The organism is Kitasatospora sp. NPDC048365 (genome assembly GCF_043200835.1).
Lineage (GTDB): Bacteria > Actinomycetota > Actinomycetes > Streptomycetales > Streptomycetaceae > Kitasatospora > Kitasatospora terrestris.
Window position 1 is genome coordinate 208,650 of record NZ_JBICYJ010000004.1, and the last position, 16,459, is coordinate 225,108.

11 protein-coding genes are annotated in these 16,459 nt (G+C 73.8%); 7 read left to right on the forward strand and 4 right to left on the reverse strand.

Translation table 11 applies throughout. The features are described from left to right. Positions 1-66: 66 nt before the first annotated feature. From ACGFX4_RS05785 to ACGFX4_RS05795, 3 genes are read left to right on the forward strand one after another with little or no spacing between them, the layout of a single operon-like run. Positions 67-1,380: a hemolysin family protein gene (locus ACGFX4_RS05785; protein ID WP_393070576.1), complete on the forward strand. Its 1,314-nt coding sequence runs from the start codon at positions 67-69 to the stop codon at positions 1,378-1,380. Between the two features lie 30 nt (positions 1,381-1,410). Continuing rightward, positions 1,411-2,448 (forward strand): tryptophan--tRNA ligase, encoded by a 1,038-nt coding sequence (gene trpS / locus ACGFX4_RS05790; protein ID WP_393070578.1) that lies wholly within the window; start codon positions 1,411-1,413, stop codon positions 2,446-2,448. Next, positions 2,448-3,008: a 2'-5' RNA ligase family protein gene (locus ACGFX4_RS05795; protein ID WP_393070580.1), complete on the forward strand. Its 561-nt coding sequence runs from the start codon at positions 2,448-2,450 to the stop codon at positions 3,006-3,008. The genes trpS and ACGFX4_RS05795 overlap by 1 nt, the downstream gene beginning before the upstream one ends. Here ACGFX4_RS05795 and ACGFX4_RS05800 read toward each other — a convergent pair. From ACGFX4_RS05800 to ACGFX4_RS05810, 3 genes are all read right to left on the reverse strand, one after another. Next, a complete protein-coding gene (locus ACGFX4_RS05800; RefSeq protein WP_393070582.1) occupies positions 2,984-4,456 on the reverse strand; it encodes a hypothetical protein in 1,473 nt (490 codons plus the stop codon). The genes ACGFX4_RS05795 and ACGFX4_RS05800 overlap by 25 nt on opposite strands. Positions 4,457-4,507: 51 nt before the next feature. Beyond that, positions 4,508-7,006, reverse strand: a complete 2,499-nt coding sequence (locus tag ACGFX4_RS05805) for a CDP-glycerol glycerophosphotransferase family protein (protein ID WP_393070584.1) — start codon at positions 7,004-7,006, stop codon at positions 4,508-4,510. Between the two features lie 110 nt (positions 7,007-7,116). Next, positions 7,117-10,671 carry a CDP-glycerol glycerophosphotransferase family protein gene (locus tag ACGFX4_RS05810; protein ID WP_393070586.1) on the reverse strand — a complete coding sequence of 1,185 codons (3,555 nt, stop codon included), beginning with the start codon at positions 10,669-10,671 and terminating at the stop codon, positions 7,117-7,119. A gap of 197 nt (positions 10,672-10,868) precedes the next feature. Here ACGFX4_RS05810 and ACGFX4_RS05815 point away from each other — a divergent pair, with 197 nt between their 5' ends. Further along, positions 10,869-11,798, forward strand: a complete 930-nt coding sequence (locus ACGFX4_RS05815; protein WP_393070588.1) for a YihY/virulence factor BrkB family protein — start codon at positions 10,869-10,871, stop codon at positions 11,796-11,798. Positions 11,799-11,802: 4 nt separating this feature from the next. On the opposite strand, the gene ACGFX4_RS05820 is transcribed toward ACGFX4_RS05815, so the two are convergent. Further along, positions 11,803-12,957, reverse strand: a complete 1,155-nt coding sequence (locus ACGFX4_RS05820) for a D-alanyl-D-alanine carboxypeptidase family protein (protein ID WP_393070590.1) — start codon at positions 12,955-12,957, stop codon at positions 11,803-11,805. Between the two features lie 107 nt (positions 12,958-13,064). Here ACGFX4_RS05820 and ACGFX4_RS05825 point away from each other — a divergent pair, with 107 nt between their 5' ends. The 3 genes from ACGFX4_RS05825 (at position 13,065) to ACGFX4_RS05835 (ending at position 16,425) form a co-directional block, all read left to right on the forward strand. Next, positions 13,065-13,325 carry an SCO4848 family membrane protein gene (locus tag ACGFX4_RS05825; RefSeq protein ID WP_393070592.1) on the forward strand — a complete coding sequence of 87 codons (261 nt, stop codon included), beginning with the start codon at positions 13,065-13,067 and terminating at the stop codon, positions 13,323-13,325. 69 nt (positions 13,326-13,394) lie between these two features. Then, the gene (locus ACGFX4_RS05830; protein WP_393070594.1) at positions 13,395-14,921 is read left to right on the forward strand and encodes a hypothetical protein; all 1,527 of its coding nucleotides are present in this window, start codon (positions 13,395-13,397) and stop codon (positions 14,919-14,921) included. A gap of 169 nt (positions 14,922-15,090) precedes the next feature. Beyond that, the gene (locus ACGFX4_RS05835) at positions 15,091-16,425 is read left to right on the forward strand and encodes a hypothetical protein (protein WP_393070596.1); all 1,335 of its coding nucleotides are present in this window, start codon (positions 15,091-15,093) and stop codon (positions 16,423-16,425) included. Positions 16,426-16,459 lie beyond the last annotated feature (34 nt).

Consider the following 16,459-nt stretch of genomic DNA (forward strand, 5'->3'; position numbering starts at 1 on the left):
CGCTCTTGGCCCTGGAATTATCACAGTCCGATGCGGGGACCCGCGGCCGCCCTAGGATGTCCGGCTGTGAGCGAAACCCTTCAGGATGCGGCACTCGTCCTGGTCTTCATCATGCTGGGCGGCCTGTTCAACGTGGCCGAGATCTCGCTGATCTCGCTGCGCGAGGGCCAGATCCGGGCGCTGGAGGCGACCGGATCCCGGCGCGCCGTCCGGGCCGCGCACCTGGCCGCCGACCCCAACCGCTTCCTGGCCGCCGCCCAGGTCGGGGTGACCTGCATGGGCTTCCTGTCGGCCGCCCTCGGCGCCGACACGCTGGCCGACAAGGCCGCGCCGCTCTTCGTCGAGCTGGGCCTGGAGCAGGGGGTGGCGGACGCCGTCGCCCTGGTCGGCCTGACCCTGGTGATCTCCTACGTCTCGCTGGTGCTCGGTGAGCTCGCCCCGAAGCGGCTCGGCCTGCAGCGGGCGGAGTCCGTCGCGGTGCTCGCCGCCCCGGTGGTGGACGTCATGTCGGTCACCCTGCGGCCGGTGATCTGGCTGCTCGGGCACTCCACCAATCTGGTGGTCCGGCTGCTCGGCGGCGACCCGAAGGCCGGCCGCGGGCACATGAGCTCGGAGGAGCTGCGCGGCCTGGTGGCCGCCAACACCGAGCTGGGCAGCGACGAGCGGGCGCTGATCAACGACGTCTTCGCGGCCGGCGAGCGCCAGCTGCGCGAGGTGATGGTGCCGCGCACCGAGGTCACCTTCCTGGACGCCGAGCGGCTGGTCGCCGAGGTCCGCCCGGAGACCGACGACTCCCCGCACTCGCGCTACCCGGTGGTCGAGGGCTCCTACGACGCGGTGACCGGCTTCGTGCACGTCCGCGACCTGTACGGGGCGCGCGGCGAGCGGGCCGCCCGGGTCCGCGACCTGGCCCGGCCGATCAAGCTGCTGCCCGCCACCAAGCGGGTGCTGGAGGCGATGAGCGAGATGCGCCGGGAGGGCCACCACCTGGCGATCGTGGTCGACGAGTACGGCGGCACGGCCGGCATCGTCACCCTGGAGGACCTGGTCGAGGAGGTGATCGGCGAGATCCGCGACGAGTACGACGCGCAGGACACCACCGCGACCCGGCTGCTGGCCGGCGGCGCGCTGGAGCTGGACGGCCTGCTCAACCTGGCGGACTTCGCCCAGGAGACCGGGTTCGCGCTGCCGGAGGGCCCGTACGAGACGGTCGCCGGCTTCCTGGTGCGCGAGCTGGGCCGGCTGCCCGCCAAGGGCGACCAGGTGACCACCGCGGACGGCGCCCGGCTGACCGTGGCCCGGCTGGACGGCCGGCGGATCGAACGGATCCGGGTGAGTGCGGTCACACTGTCGAATCCTCCAGGAGCGGAAGTTTCCTGAGCGGTGGCCGAAGCTGGAACAATGGCGCCCATGGTCAACGCAGCGGTCACCGGTCCCGTGAAGGACCGTCCTCGGGTGCTCTCCGGCATCCAGCCCACGTCCGGCTCCTTCCACCTGGGCAACTACCTCGGCGCGGTGCGCCAGTGGGTGGACCTCCAGGAGGCCAACGACGCCTTCTACATGGTGGTCGACCTGCACGCGATCACCGTGCCGCAGGATCCGGCGACCCTGCGGGAGAACACCCGGATCTCCGCCGCGCAGCTGCTCGGCGCGGGGCTGGACCCGGAGCGCTGCACGCTGTTCGTGCAGTCGCACGTGCCCGAGCACGCGCAGCTCGGCTGGGTGATGAACTGCCTGACCGGCTTCGGCGAGGCCAGCCGGATGACCCAGTTCAAGGACAAGTCCTCCAAGCAGGGCGCCGAGGGCACCACGGTCGGCCTGTTCACCTACCCGATCCTGCAGATCGCCGACATCCTGCTGTACCAGGCGGACGCCGTCCCGGTCGGCGAGGACCAGCGCCAGCACGTGGAGCTGACCCGCGACCTCGCGGAGCGCTTCAACAGCCGCTACGCGCCGACCTTCACCGTCCCCAAGCCGTACATCCTCAAGGAGACGGCGAAGATCCAGGACCTGCAGGACCCGGCGATCAAGATGAGCAAGTCGGCGTCCTCGCCGAAGGGCCTGATCAGCCTGCTGGACGAGCCGAAGGTCTCCGCCAAGAAGTTCAAGAGTGCGGTGACCGACACCGGCACGGTGGTCTCCTACGACGAGCAGGAGAAGGCCGGCGTCTCCAACCTGCTGCGGATCCACTCCGCGCTGAGCGGGCAGAGCATCGAGCAGCTGGTCGCGCACTTCGAGGGCAAGATGTACGGCGCCCTGAAGACCGAGCTGGCCGAGCTGTTCACCGCCTGGGTGGAGCCGTTCCAGGCCCGCACCCGCGAGTTCCTGGACGACCCGGCGGAGCTGGACCGGGTCCTCGGGCTGGGCGCCGACAAGGCGCGTGCGGTGGCCTCCGAGACCCTGGCCACCGTCTACGACCGCATCGGCTTCCTTCCGCCCAAGCGCTGATGCCCGCCGACGTCGCCGCGCCCGGTGACGGCCTCCCCGAGGCCGTCACCATCGGCGTGTCCATACACGTGCCCGAGCCGTACGGCACGGCCCTGCAGGACGCCCGGGCCGGGCACGGCGACCCGGCGGCACGGTCGATACCCACCCACGTCACGCTGCTGCCGCCGACCGAGGTGGCGGCGGCCGCGCTGCCCGGCATCGAGGCGCACCTGCGCGCGGTGGCGGCCCGGCACCGGCCGTTCCGGATGCTGCTGCAGGGCAGCGGCACCTTCCGGCCGGTCTCCCCGGTGGTCTTCGTCCGGGTCGAGGAGGGCGCCCAGGAGTGCCGGGTGCTGGAGGCCGAGGTCCGTTCCGGGCCGCTCTCCCGGGAGCTGGCGTTCCCGTACCACCCGCACGTCACGGTGGCGCACGGCCTCGCCGAGCAGGTGCTCGACGAGGCGTACGAGAAGGCCCGGGGCTTCACCGCGGCCTTCGCGGTGGACGGCTTCGTGCTCTCCCGGTTCGGGCCGGACGAGGTCTGGCGGCCCTGCCGCGACTACCCCTTCGGCTCGGCCCGCTGACCCTCCCGGCGGGCGGTGAGCAGGGTCAGGCAGAACGCGCCGATGAACATCGGCCCGACCATGTAGCGGTACAGCGGCGCCGGGTTGGCGACCAGGATGGACAGCTGGTAGCCGACCGTCACGCCGGCCAGCGCCAGCACCGGGCGCATCCGCCGGCCGCGGGCGAACAGCCACAGCGCCGCGTAGCCCAGGTACGCCCAGGTGGCGCCGCGGAACAGCAGCCAGTCCAGCTGCCGGGTCTTCCAGGCGTTGTACCAGAACTGCGCCGCGTGGTTGAGCTTCGTCGACAGCGGGTGGGTGTACAGCGTGCTGCGGTACGGGTTGCCGTCCATCGGCCCGCCGGGGCGGGCGATGTCGTACAGGTCGTGCGGGGTCGGGGCGGCCGAGGCGATCCAGGTGTAGGCGTTGAGCTCCTTCGGGCCCGGGAACGGCGCCCAGCCGATGTGGGCCCGGCAGATGTGGGCGTCCGCGATCAGGTCGGGCCGCTCCTTGACCAGCCGCTTCCAGATCGCGATCAGCCGGTCGTTCGAGCGCTCGGCCGCGTTCCGGTCGAAGGACCAGTCGTTGAACAGCTTGTCGGCCACGTAGCAGTTCCGGCCGTCCGCGCTCCAGTTGTCCAGCGGCAGCACGCCGGCCAGCACCGCCCGGTCGGCGTCCTTGAACACCGCCGGCTCGGCCGCGTAGGCCACGGCCAGGTCGTGGTAGTGCAGGGAGTAGACCGACACCGTCGAGGGCGGCCGCACGCCGAGCGCCGGGTACAGGTACAGCTGGCAGACCAGCGAGAGCGCGACCGCGGCCGCGGTCAGCACGCCCAGCAGCAGCCGCCGGCCGCGCACCGCGACCACCAGCACCAGGCCGGCCACCAGCGCCATGCCCAGCCCGTTGTTGCGGAACAGGCCGAGGCCGGCCAGCGCGCCGCCGAGCACCCACCAGTCGATCCGCCCGGCCCGGCCGACGACCACCTTGGCGGACGCCGCGAAGACCAGCAGCGCGCAGAGCGTGAACGGCACGTCCTTCCAGACGTACAGCACGAACGCGCCGGTCGGCGGGGCGACGGCGAGCACCAGCGAGGCCGTGGCCGTCCACCGCCCGCGCACCCCGAGCGCCCGCAGCGCCACGCAGGTGTAGGCCAGGGCGGCGGACGCCGCCAGGGTCTGCGCCAGGGTGAGGACGGCCAGCCGGCCCGGCAGGTGCAGCACCAGCCACACCATGGCGTCGTAGAGCACCGAGTGGTCCGACACCCAGGAGCCGGAGGTCACCTGGGCCACGTACACCACGGAGTCGTAGCTGGTCAGCCCCGGGTAGGTGGCGGCCCACCAGAGCAGCAGCACCAGCTCGACGCCGGCGGCCACCGCCAGCGGCAGCCGCCACCGGGCGGGGACGCTCCGGGCGTGTCGGCGGGACCGGGCCGGCGGGGGGCCGGTCGGGGCGTCGAGCAGCGTGGTCATTGCCAACCTTCGGGGAGATCCGGCCGTCGGCCGGCACGGGAACGAGCGGGGTTACCCTACCGGCGCCTGTTCGGCACCCAGCTCCAGCATCCGGGTCACCACCCGGCCCGCGGCGCCGCCGTCGTCGAGCCGGCAGTGCAGCTCCCGGAACCGCCGGTACTTCTCCTCGTACCGCTCGGGCAGCGCGCCCTCGTCGGCGAGCCGGCGCAGCCCGGCGACCAGCTCCGCGGAGCCGGGCACCAGCGGACCGGGCGCGTCCTGTTCGAAGTCGAAGTAGAAGCCGCGCAGGGTGTCCCGGTAGTGCTCCAGGTCGTAGGTGAAGAACAGCATCGGCCGGCCGGTCACCGCGAAGTCGAAGGCGATCGAGGAGTAGTCGGTGACCAGCACGTCGGCGGCCAGCAGCAGGTCCTGCACGTCCGGGTAGCTGGCCAGGTCGTACAGGAAGCCGTCGCCGGCGCCCAGCAGCGGCTCGCGGACGTGCGCGTGCGGGCGGACCAGCAGCACGTGGTCCTCGCCGAGCGCGGCTTTCGCGGCGGCCACGTCGATCCGCAGGTCGAGGCGGAAGCCCTCGCCGCCCTCCGCCTGCTGGTCCTCGCGCCAGGTCGGCGCGTAGAGCACCACCCGCTTGCCCTCGGGCAGGCCGAGCCGGCGGCGGAGCTCGGCGGCCTCGGCCGTGCCGGCCCGGGCCAGCACGTCGTTGCGCGGGTAGCCGGACTCCAGCACCTCGCCCTCGTAGCGGAAGGCCCGCCGCAGGATCGGCGTCGCGTAGCCGCTGGGGGAGACCAGCAGGCTCCAGTTGGGCACCTCGCGGTCCAGCGCGGCCAGGTAGCCGGCGTCGCCGAGCCAGCTGTTCTCCACGTCGTGGGCGATCCGCTTGATCAGCGAGCCGTGCCAGGTCTGCACCACCACCTGGCCCGGCCGGCGCTCCAGGAACTCCGGCAGGTGGGTGTTGCCCACCAGGTACCGGGAGGTGGCCAGCGCCTCGTACCACTCCGGGCTGAAGACCCGCACCGGCCGCACCCCGGCGGGCACCTCGGCCTGCGCGTCGTCCACCGCCCACAGGTGCTCCAGCGGCTCGCCGCGGCGGACCAGCTCGGCGTGGACGGCGCGCGGCGAGTCCGCGTAGCCGCGGCCGCTGAACACGTCGTACAGCACCGCCTCGCGCAGCGGCTGCTGCCGGGCCTGCGGGTAGTGCACCTCGCGCAGCCGCTCCTGGGCGTACGCGCTGCGCTCGGCGGCGGACAGCACCGGGGTGGAGTCCACGATCAGGGTGTCGTGCCAGCGGCGCTGGAGCAGCACCCGCTTGGTGCCGGTGGTGTCGGAGCCGACCTCGACCGGCAGCGGCAGCGCGGTCAGCGCGTCCGGGGCGAGCAGCACCGGCTGCTCGGCGTCGGGCTGTCCGGCCGGGCGGATCCGCAGCCCCCACACGCCCTTGCGCAGCGGGAAGCGCCGGCCGTCCGGGTCGGTCCGCATCGCGGGCAGGTGCACGGTGAAGTGCTCGCCGCCGTCGAGCCGGTGGACGCTCTCGCCGGTGCCCTGGTCGTGCCGCAGGACCAGCTCCAGCGGGCCCCGGTCGGGCAGCGGGGCGTGGCCGGTCAGCTCGAACCCGTCCGCGGTGGCGGTGATCCGCCCCACCAGGCCGGCCGCCTGCTGGGCGCAGAACTGCGGGTACCCGTCGGAGAGCTCCTTGAGGTAGAGCACCCGGTCGGCGCCGGGCAGCCGGAACTGGCCCGCTATCGGCGCCTGCCGGTGGTCCAGGACCGGGCGCACCGCGGAGCCGTCCGGGCGGACCAGCTCGGCGTCCCAGTGCTCGCGCTCCGGGTCGGCGACGCCGGTGAAGTGCTCCAACCCGACCCGGACGGTGAACCGGCCCGCTCCGGCCGGCCGGAGCGGGAAGGTGGGCTCGGCGGACGACTCGCGGTGCCGCAGCCGCAGGACCGAGCCCTCGGGGAGGTCGGCCGCCCCGGAGAGCAGCAGCGCGTCGCCGTCCCGTTCGGCGCCGGTGATCCGGGCCCGGACGTTCTCCACCCGTATCCGCAGCGCCCCGCCGTGGAAGTGCGGGACGATCCGGGCCGCGTCGCCGACCCACCGGCTCAGCGGGTACTCGCCGGATCCGCACCAGTGCTGGGCGACCGCCCCGTGCACGGTGCGCAGGCCGTCCTGCAGCACCACCTCGACCTGCCACTCGCCGTCCCGCCAGCGGCCGCCGCGGCGCAGCCGCTCCGGGTCGACGGACGCGGTGAAGCCGGCCCAGTCGTGGCTGAACCGGGTCTGCTCGCTGTCGTCGGTGGCCTCCGGCAGGAACAGCGCCCGGGTCCGCACCCGGACCGCCGAGCCGTTGCCGGTCGGCCGGAGCCAGACCCGGGTGAGCGCGGCGGCCAGCCGGCCGGTGTCGCGGTCGCCGTGCCGGGCGACCCCGGTGATCTCGAACCCGCGTGCCGTCCAGGTGGTGGACATCGCGCGGATCACCGGCTCGGCCGGTTCGGGCAGGACGGTCGTCCCCTCGGAGCGGGGGGAGGGGACGACGGACGTGGAAGTGGACAGCGGCACCGGGGGACGCCTCTTACTCTCGTGCAGGAACAGACAGTCATCTCACAGGGCGAAGACACCCCTGGTCAATGAATGTCCGGTGAAAAAATCCCCCGGTGCGGCGTGTGCGATCAGTCCCCCAGCATCGCGTCCACAACCCGCTCCGAGGCGTGACCGTCCTCCAACGAACAGTAGGCCTCGCGGAAGGCGCGGTAGGCCTCCCGGTGGGCGGCGGCGTCGGCCTCGACCCGGCCGAGCGCGGCGACCAGCTCCGCGGAGTCGCCCACCATCGGACCCGGCGCCTGGGCGGTCAGGTCGAAGGTGAAGCCGCGCAGGTTGTCCCGGTAGTGCTCCAGGTCGTAGGTGAAGAACACCATCGGACGGCCGGTGGCCGCGAAGTCGAACATCACCGAGGAGTAGTCGGTGACCAGGACGTCCGTGATCAGCAGCAGCTCGGCCATGTCGGGGTAGCTGGTGACGTCCCAGACGTAGCCGTCGCCGGCCTCCGGCACCCGGGCGCAGACCAGCTCGTGGCCGCGGACCAGCAGCACCTGGTCCTCGCCCAGCGCGTCCTTGGCGGCGGCCAAGTCGATCCGCAGGTCCAGCTGGTAGCCGTCCTGCGGCCGGCGGCGGTCCTCGCGGTAGGTCGGCGCGTACAGCACCACCTTCTTGCCCTCGGGCAGGCCGAGGCGCTCGCGCACCTGCTCGGCGGTCTTCTCCCGGTCGGCGGCGAACAGCACGTCGTTGCGCGGGTAGCCGGTCTCCAGCACCGTGCCCTCGTACTTGAAGGCGCGGCGCAGCACCGGGGTGGAGACCTCGTTCTGCGACAGCAGCAGCGACCAGTGCGGCACCTCGCGGTCGAGGTGCTCCAGGTACTCCGAGTCGGTGAACCAGACCTTCTCGAAGTCGTGGCCGATCTGCTTCAGCGGGGTGCCGTGCCAGGTCTGCACGACCTGCTGGCCGGGCCGCCGGGTGAAGAACTCCGGCAGGTGCGAGCTGGTCACCACGTACTTGGCGGTGGCCAGGGCCTCGTACCACTCCGGCGACCAGCGGCGCAGCGGCTCGGCGGTCTGCGGCAGGTCGGCCTGCAGGTCGTCGCTGGCCCACAGGTGGCGCACCGGCGTGCCGCGGCGCACCAGCTCCTCGTGGATCGCGCGCGGCGAGCCGGCGTAGCGGCTGCGGCGGCCGGTGTAGTACACCACGGTGTCGGTCAGCGGCCGCTGCTGCATCGCCGGGTAGGCGGCGCGCTGCGTGCGCTGGCGGTAGCCGCTGCGCTCCTCGGGCGGCAGCACCTCGTGCGACTCCAGCGACAGCAGGTCGAACTGGCGGCGCTCCAGCGCGACCCGCTTGCCGCGGGCGAGCACCTCGACGGGCAGCGCGGCGTGGCAGGACGGGGCGAGCAGGATCTGCGGCCAGTGGGAGTCGGCCGGCGCGTCGACCGGGCGGAAGTAGACCTCCCAGGTGCCCTTGTGCAGCGGCACCTGGCCGGCGTAGCTGGCGGTCGGCACCGCGGGCAGCGCCGCGCGGAACCGGCCGTCGGCGATCTCCACCGGGTAGTGGTGCTCCTCCTCGCGCCAGTCGTGCCGGATCACCAGCTCGTACCGGTGCGCGCCGGGCAGCGGGAAGCTGCCGCTGAGCACGAAGCCCTCGCCGTCGAGGGCGGCCGTGACCTCCTCGACGACCGGCTGCAGCACCTGGTCGCACAGCTGCAGGTGCCCGTTGGAGGACGGCTTGGAGTACAGCGCGCGGGCGCCGTCGGTGCCGATCGGCACGTCGACGTGGGTGGCCGCGGCGCGCTCGTCCACCGCGATCGGCAGCACCGTGCCGTCGGCGAGCAGCAGGGCGGCGTCCCAGTGGTCGCGGTAGCGCTCGTCGGCGGCCGGGTCGAGGGCGTTCCACGCGTCGCGGACCGCGGTCAGCTCGGCGACCGGCACGTCGGCGGAGAACGGGACGCTGCGGTCGACGGGGGTGCCGAGCTCCAGCGGGAAGGTCAGCGGCCGGTCCGACTCGGCGTGGGTCAGCCGCAGGACGGCGCCGGACAGCTCGGCGCCGGACAGCGCCGAACCCTCGATCCGGACGGTGCCGCGCGCGGCGGTCACCGCGGTCATGCGGGCCTTGACCAGCTCGACCCGCAGGTTGACGTGGCCGTCCTTCAGCCAGGAGGTGATCCGCACGTCCCGGTCGACCCAGTGCGCCGGCGGGTACTCGGCGGTGTCGCTCCAGCCGCCGGAGACCCGGCCCTTGTAGACGCCGCCCTTGCCGGCGCCCGCGATGAGCACCCGCCAGGAGCCGTCCTTCCACTGGCCGCGGTGCTTGAGCCGGGTCGGGTCGATCACCGCGTCGAAGCCCGCCCAGTCGCAGCTGTACAGCGCGTGCGGGGAGCTGGCGGTGGCCTCCGGGCTGTACGTCGTCCGGGTCTGCACCATGACCACGCGGCGGCCCTTGGCCTCGCGCAGCACCAGCACCTTGATCATGTCGTGCTTGCTCTCGGCGCCCAGGTGCTCCGGGAAGGCGTGCCCGGTCAGGTGCAGCTTGCCCTCCTGCCAGGTCGCCTCGTACAGCCGGCTGCGCATCACCAGCGCGTTGTTCAGCCGCAGCAGCTCGGCCGGCACGCTCTTGCGGCCGCCGCGCAGGAACGGGTAGTCCGCGTACGGACGCAGCAGGCCGCGGGCCGGGGCCGCGCCGTTGCTGTCCTTCTCGAACTCCATCTGCTCGATCAGCTCGTCGATCCGGCCCTGCAGCGTCAGGTGGTACTTCAGCCGCAGCGGCGCGCGCAGCTTGCGCACCTGCTCGGGGCCGATCGCGCGCAGCAGCCGGCTGACCGACTCCTGGTAGGCCGCGTTGTACGCCGGGTCGCCCTCCGCCACCGACCAGAAGAACATCGGGATCTCCTCGAGGAGATTGTTCTCGTCGTAGGAGTTGAGGTAGCCGCGGAACTTCGGGTCGGTCTGCTCCAGCATCCAGGCGCGGACCAGCTCCATCGACTTCACCCGGTCGATGACGCCCTTGGGGTTGGTCTTCATCTGCGTGATCGACATCTCGCCGACCTCGCGCTCGCGCCAGTGGTAGATCGGCTCGGAGAGCACGTCGACGCTCTTGGCGAGGTAGTGGTGCGGCACGCTGACCGGGGCGTCCTCGTACAGGATGCCCTCGGGGTAGAGGATGCCGGCGGTGTCGAAGAAGGTGCGGCGGTAGACCTTGTTCCACGCGGTGCGGTCGGTGACCAGCGCCGGGATCTCGGTCACGTGGGTCTTGAGCCGGGTCTCCTTGAACGGCTTGCGGTGGCCGCCGGACGGGTAGTACCCGACCGCGCGGAAGCGCAGCACGTTGCCGGTGCAGAAGTCGGACCCGGTCTCGTCCAGGGTGCCGATCATCAGCTCGTAGGCGCTCGGCGGCAGCGTGTCGTCGCTGTCCACGAAGGCCAGGAACTCGGTGCCCTCGGAGAGGTGGCGCCAGCCGGTGTTGCGGGCCGCGCCGAGGCCCTTGTTCTCCTGGCGGACGAGACGGAAGCGGGAGTCCTTGGCGGCGTACGCGTCGGCGATCGCGGCGCTGGAGTCCTTGGAGCCGTCGTCGACCATGACGCACTCGAAGTCGCTGAAGGTCTGTGCGGCGATCGAGTCGAGGCATTCCTCCAGGTAGCGCTCGACGTTGTAGATCGGGACGACGACGGAGAGGCGGGGTGCCATCGGCTGCGCAGAGCCTTTCATCAGGGAGTGCGACCGGGGTGTCCGGACGGGAAGATCCGGCAGGTTACCAGCCGAAATCCTACCTGCCGAACCTCGCTGATCGTCGCGTGGCCAGGCCGGGCCGGGGGAGCCGGCACCCGCGAGACGCGGCCGTGCCGGTCCCGCATGGGCGCTGCGCAGCACGGTATACACCCTGAGTGGAGTTCCTCACCAAGCTGCCCGTGATCGGGCCCGCCGCCGCCAGGGTGATGCGCAGTCGCCCGTACCGGACCTACGAACACTTCACCGCGGTGAAGGCCAACCGGCTCGCCGGCGCGGTCACGTTCTTCGGCTTCCTCGCGCTGTTCCCGCTCCTCACCGTCGCCCTGGCGATCGCGGTGGCGACCCTCTCCGACCACCGGGTGCAGGAGCTCCAGGACAAGATCTCCGAGCAGCTGCCCGGCCTGTCCGACGCGCTCGACCTGGACTCGCTGGTCGCCAACGCCACCACCGTCGGACTGGTCAGCGGCGTGATCCTGCTGCTCTCCGGCCTCGGCTGGGTGGACACCATGCGCGGCTCGATCCGGGACGTCTGGCGGCTGCCCGCCGAGTCCGGCAACCCGGTGCTGCTCAAGGCCCGCGACTGCGTGGTGCTGCTCGGCCTCGGCGCGGTCTGCCTGCTCTCGCTCGGCGCCTCCGCCGCCGCCACCACGCTGGCCCGCCGGCTGGCCGACGCGATCGGCCTGGACGGCGGCGCCGGCCGCTGGGCGCTGACCGCGATCGGCTTCCTGATCGCCGTCGGCGCCGACCTGTTGCTCTTCGCCTACCTGCTCGGCCCGTTCCCGCTGATCACCGACCAGCTGGCCACCGGCCGCAGCCGCCGCGACCTGCTGCAGGGCGCGCTGATCGGCGCGGTCGGCTTCGAGCTGCTCAAGGTGCTGCTCTCCTCGTACCTCGGCTCGGTCGCCGGCCGCAGCCTGTACGGCGCCTTCGGCGTCCCGGTCGCCCTGCTGCTCTGGATGAACTTCGTCACCCGGCTGCTGATGTACTGCGCCGCCTGGACCGCGCTCGCCGACCGCAAGGATGCCCGCGAGCGGGCCCTCGCCCAGGCCGACGCCGCCCGGGACGAGGCGCTGGCCGCCTACTGACCGCTCAGCGGCGGCGGCGCACCGTCCTGGCGCGCAGCAGGGCCAGGCCCGCCGCGCCGGCGCCCAGCAGCGCCGTCGCCCACCCCACTGCTCCGCCGTCGCCGACCGTGAGCACCGCCGGGGCGGCCTGCGGCGCGGCCGCCGACCGGCCGGCGGCGGCCGCGGGCGGGTCGGCCGGCGGGGCCAGGTCCTCGGCCAGCGTGCCGACCGGCGCCACCTTGCCCGCCGCCGCGAAGCCCCAGTCGAGCAGCGCCGCGGTCTCGTCGTACACCTTCGGGTTGGTCGCCGTGTGCATCACCGTCACCAGCAGCGTCCGCCCGCCGCGCTCGGCGGCGCCGGTGAAGGTCGCCCCGGCGTTGGTGGTGTAGCCGTTCTTCACCCCGATCAGCCCCGGGTAGTGGCCCAGCAGCCGGTCGGTGTTGGCGATGCCGAACGAGCCGCGCTGCCCGGTCGCCTTGTCCACCGCGCCGGGGAACTGCGCCGAGCGGGTCGCACAGTACGCCCGGAAGTCGGGGTTGCGCAGGCCCGCCCGGGCGAACAGGGTCAGGTCGTACGCCGAGGAGAGCTGCCCGTCCTCGTCGTAGCCGTCCGGGGTGACCACCCGGGTGTCGCCGGCCTGCAGCGTCCGCGCCCGGTCCTGCATCTCGGCGACGGTCCGCTCGATCCCGCCGTTCATGTGGGCGAGCACCCGGACCGCGTCGTTGCCGGAGCTCAGGAACACCCCGCGCCACAGGTCCTCGACCCGGTACTCCAGGTCCTCCTTGATCCCGACCAGGCTGGAGCCCGGGCCCATGCCGGTCAGTTCGGCGGGCGCCACCCGGTGCACCGTCGACCGGTCGAGCTTGGGCAGCACGGTGTCCGCGAACAGCATCTTCAGGGTGGACGCCGGCGGCAGCTGGGCGTGGGCGTTGAACGAGGCCAGCACCTCGCCGGAGTCCGCGTCCGCCACCACCCAGGACTTCCCGGTCAGGTCCGCCGGCAGCGCCGGCGCCCCGGCCCGCGGCGCCACCTGCACGCCCGAGGCGGCCAGCCGCGCCCCGCCGATCACCGGCCGGGCCGGCGGCGGTCCGTCGGCCGTCAGCGCGACGGCGGGACCCGGGGCCAGCAGACCGATCACCGCGGCGGTCGGCAGGAGTCCGAAGCGACGGAGTAGCTGCATTGGGGGAAGGTACCCGCGGCCCCGGACGATCCCTGGCATATAAGCAGATTTCCCTCGTTCGGGTGCCCGCCGCTGGGCCGCCCGGCGCACCGGCGATACTGGGTGCCATGAAGCTCAGCCGCACCGTGTCCTGGTTCCTCACCGCCTTCGGCGTCTGGTCGCTGTTCATCTGGACCACCTTCGTGAAGAACCTCTGGAAGGACTCCGGCGGGCAGGCCTTCGTGGGCGGCGACCACTCCCAGCCCACCGCCTTCTTCTGGGTCCACCTGCTGCTCGCCGTCACCTCCCTCGCGCTGGGCCTGGCCGTCGGCGCGATCGGCGTCCGCGGCCTGCGGGCCCTGCGCCGGCAGGGCGCGGAATCCCTTTGACGCGGCGTCCGACCCGCTGACAGAGTCTCCGATCGTTCGAATCCGGACGAGTCCGAGGGGGCCCCTGTCTTGCCCGTCAACCGCCGTACACCCGCCGCCGCGCTGGGCGCCGCCGCCGTGGTCCTGCTGACCGTCGCCGCGCCCGTCGCCGGCGCCCAGGACGGCCGCTCCGCCGTCACCGCCGACTGCGCCGCCTGGCAGACCACCGAGCCCGTGCTCACCGCGCACACCGACGCGCCCGCCGCCCGCTTCAAGGTCTGGAACGCCGCCGGGAAGAAGGTCCTCGACCGGACCGCCGACACCGCCGCCGACGGCACCGTCCAGGTCCGCCCCACGGGCCTCGCCGAGGCCACCGGCTACACCTGGCAGGCCTGGCCGGAGTACCGGCCGGGCAGCGACAAGCCCACCGGCACCTGCACCTTCGGCATCGACGCCACCGCCCCGGGGCTCACCGTCGCCTCCACCGACTTCCCCGAGTCCGGCAGCGGGGGGACCCCGCAAAAGTACGCCGGCCAGCTCGGCACCTTCACCCTCACCGGCACCGACGCCGGCTCCGGAGTCGCCTGCTTCCGCTACGTCCTGAACGGGACGCTCGGCGTCGGCTCCGACTGCCAGGCCGGCGCAGGCCCGGACGGCACCGCCACCGTCCAGCTCAAGCCCAAGGACTGGGGCACCAGCCTGCTCACCGTCCAGGCCGTGGACCGGGCGGGCAACGCCGGACAGCCCGTCACCTACAGCTTCTACGCGCCGTCGAACCCCAACCCGCCGCAGACCCCGGGCGACGTGGACGGCGACGCGGTGCCCGACATCCTGCTCCCGGACGCCGCGGGCAACCTGCAGGTCATCAGCGCGGCCGCGACCGACACCACCCCCACCTCGGTGGTCCCCGCCAGGGTCGCACCCGGTGGGGGCGGTTGGAACGGCCTCCAGGTGGCGCACCGGGGCTGGGACGACGTCCACGCGCCGGTCGACGACCTCTACGTGCACGGGCTGGGGAACGCCCACATCGACGTCCTCCGGAACTTCTCGCTCGGGGCGTTCGACGGAACGGGCGCCATGGTGGGTGGCCGCCCGTCCACCTGCGGCGATGTCGTCTGCCCCGCCGACTACGCCCTGACCTGGGCCCAGGCGGACCAGCTGGTCTCGCTCGGGACCCTCGACCAGTACCCGATGCCGTCGGTGGCCACCGTCGAGAACGGCGACCTGTGGCTGTTCACCGATCCGGGCACGGTGTTCTCCTTCTGGAACGTCAAGAAGCTCTCCACCGGCGGGGTCTGGGCCGGCTACGACCTGGTCGCCCCCGGCAAGGCCGCCGACGGGTCGGTCGCGCTCTGGGCCCGCGAGCGGGCCACCGGCACACTGCGCGCCTACCCGCTGCCGCTCGGCGGCGGTGTGGCGGGAGACTTCTCGGCGCTCGCCGACCCGGCGTCCGGCACCGTGCTCGGCACCTTCCCGGTCGCCGACTACCCGACGCTGGGCAGCTCCGGCGACGGTGACGGCGACGGCCTGCCCGACCTGTACGCGGTGACCGCCGACCGCCACCTGCTGACCTACCGCGGCACCACCGCGCCGAAGGACCTCGGCACGCTGCGCTGATCCCCGCCTCCCGCGCACCCGGACCCGTCCGATCCCGCGATCGGACGGGCCCGTCCTGTCAGGAGCATGGACGGCGGGGCGGGGGCTGCTGCTAGCCTGCCGCACACACTCGGCCGAACTGGCGGTCGAGGCGCCCGTCCCGGGGTGTGGGGGACGCAGGGGAGGCCACATGTCCGGCAGCGCGACCCTCAGGCCCTCGCCCGTGGCCGAACCGGTGCGCTCCCAGGGCCACCGGCGGCACCGGCGGGCCCGCTCACGGGTGCGGATGCCGCTCGCCGTGGCCGCCGCCACCCAGGCGGTCTGGCTGTTCTGGTGGGCCGCCACCGACCACCGGGCGCCGGCCGCCGGCTACGGCGGCGCCGACCCGTACGGGCTGTACACGGCGGCGCTCCGCGGCTCCGTCCGGCTGGCCGGCGGCGCCGGGCCGCTCGCCCTGGCGCAGACCACCCTCGCGGCACTCGCCCTCGGCTACACGGTGGCCGCCCTGGCCCGCCTGGGAACCCGGGCCCGCTGGACCGCCCCGACCGCGCTGCTGCTGGCCGCGGCCCCGCCCACCGGAGCGTTCGTGGTGGCGCTCGCCCCGGACGTGCCCTTCACCGTCTGCGTGGTGCTGGCGACCGCCGCCGCGCTGCGCCTGCTGGCCCGCCGCGCGGACGGCACGCTGGACGGCCGCGGCCCGGTCCTGCGGCTGGACCTGCTGGTGCTGGCCGCCGCCCTGCTGGGCCTGGGCACCCTGCACCCGCACGGCCCGCTGGTCGTCCTGCTGACCGCCGCGCCGCTGCTGTTCCTGCTCGGCGGGGCCCGCCGCCGGATCGCCCTCGCCCTGGTGGTGGCCGTGGTGGTCCCGGTGGTGCTCGGCATCGCCCGGATCCCCGGCGTGCACCGCCCGCCCGCCAACACGGTCCACGCGCTGCGCCTCGGCGACCTCGCGGTGGCGTACCACCGCGACCCCGGCGCCTTCACCGCCGCCGAGCGGGCCGACCTGGCCGCCGCCGCGCCGCTCGCCGACTGGGACCAGGCCGGTGAACGCTGTTACCGGGCACCGGAGTTCACCGGGCCGGCCGACCGGTGGACCACCCTGCTCGGCCGCCGCCCCGACCTGGTGCTGGCCGCCCGGCTGTGCCGCGGCCAGCTGGCCTGGTCGGTCGGACCCGGCCCGGCGGAGCTCGGCGGCGCCACCGGGGTGCGCGCCCCGGACACCACCCGCGGGCCGCTCGGCCGCGCCGCCGCCTGGCTGCACACCGCGTTCCGCGTCCCGCAGCTGGACTGGCTGCTGTGGCGCGGCGCCACCTGGAGCTGGATCGCCTGCGTCGCCCTGCTGGTGCACGCCCGACGGCACCGGCTGCCCGCAGCCCTCCCGGTCGGCGCGGCCGTGCTGCTCGCCGTCCAGGCCGGCCTGCTGGCCACCGCCACCGGACAGGACCACCGGGCGATGGCGCCCGCGCTCTTCCTCGGCCCGCTGCTGCTCACCCTGGTCACCGCACCGCGCCGCCGGAACGCCTGAGGGCCCGTCCGGAGCGAACTCCGGACGGGCCCTC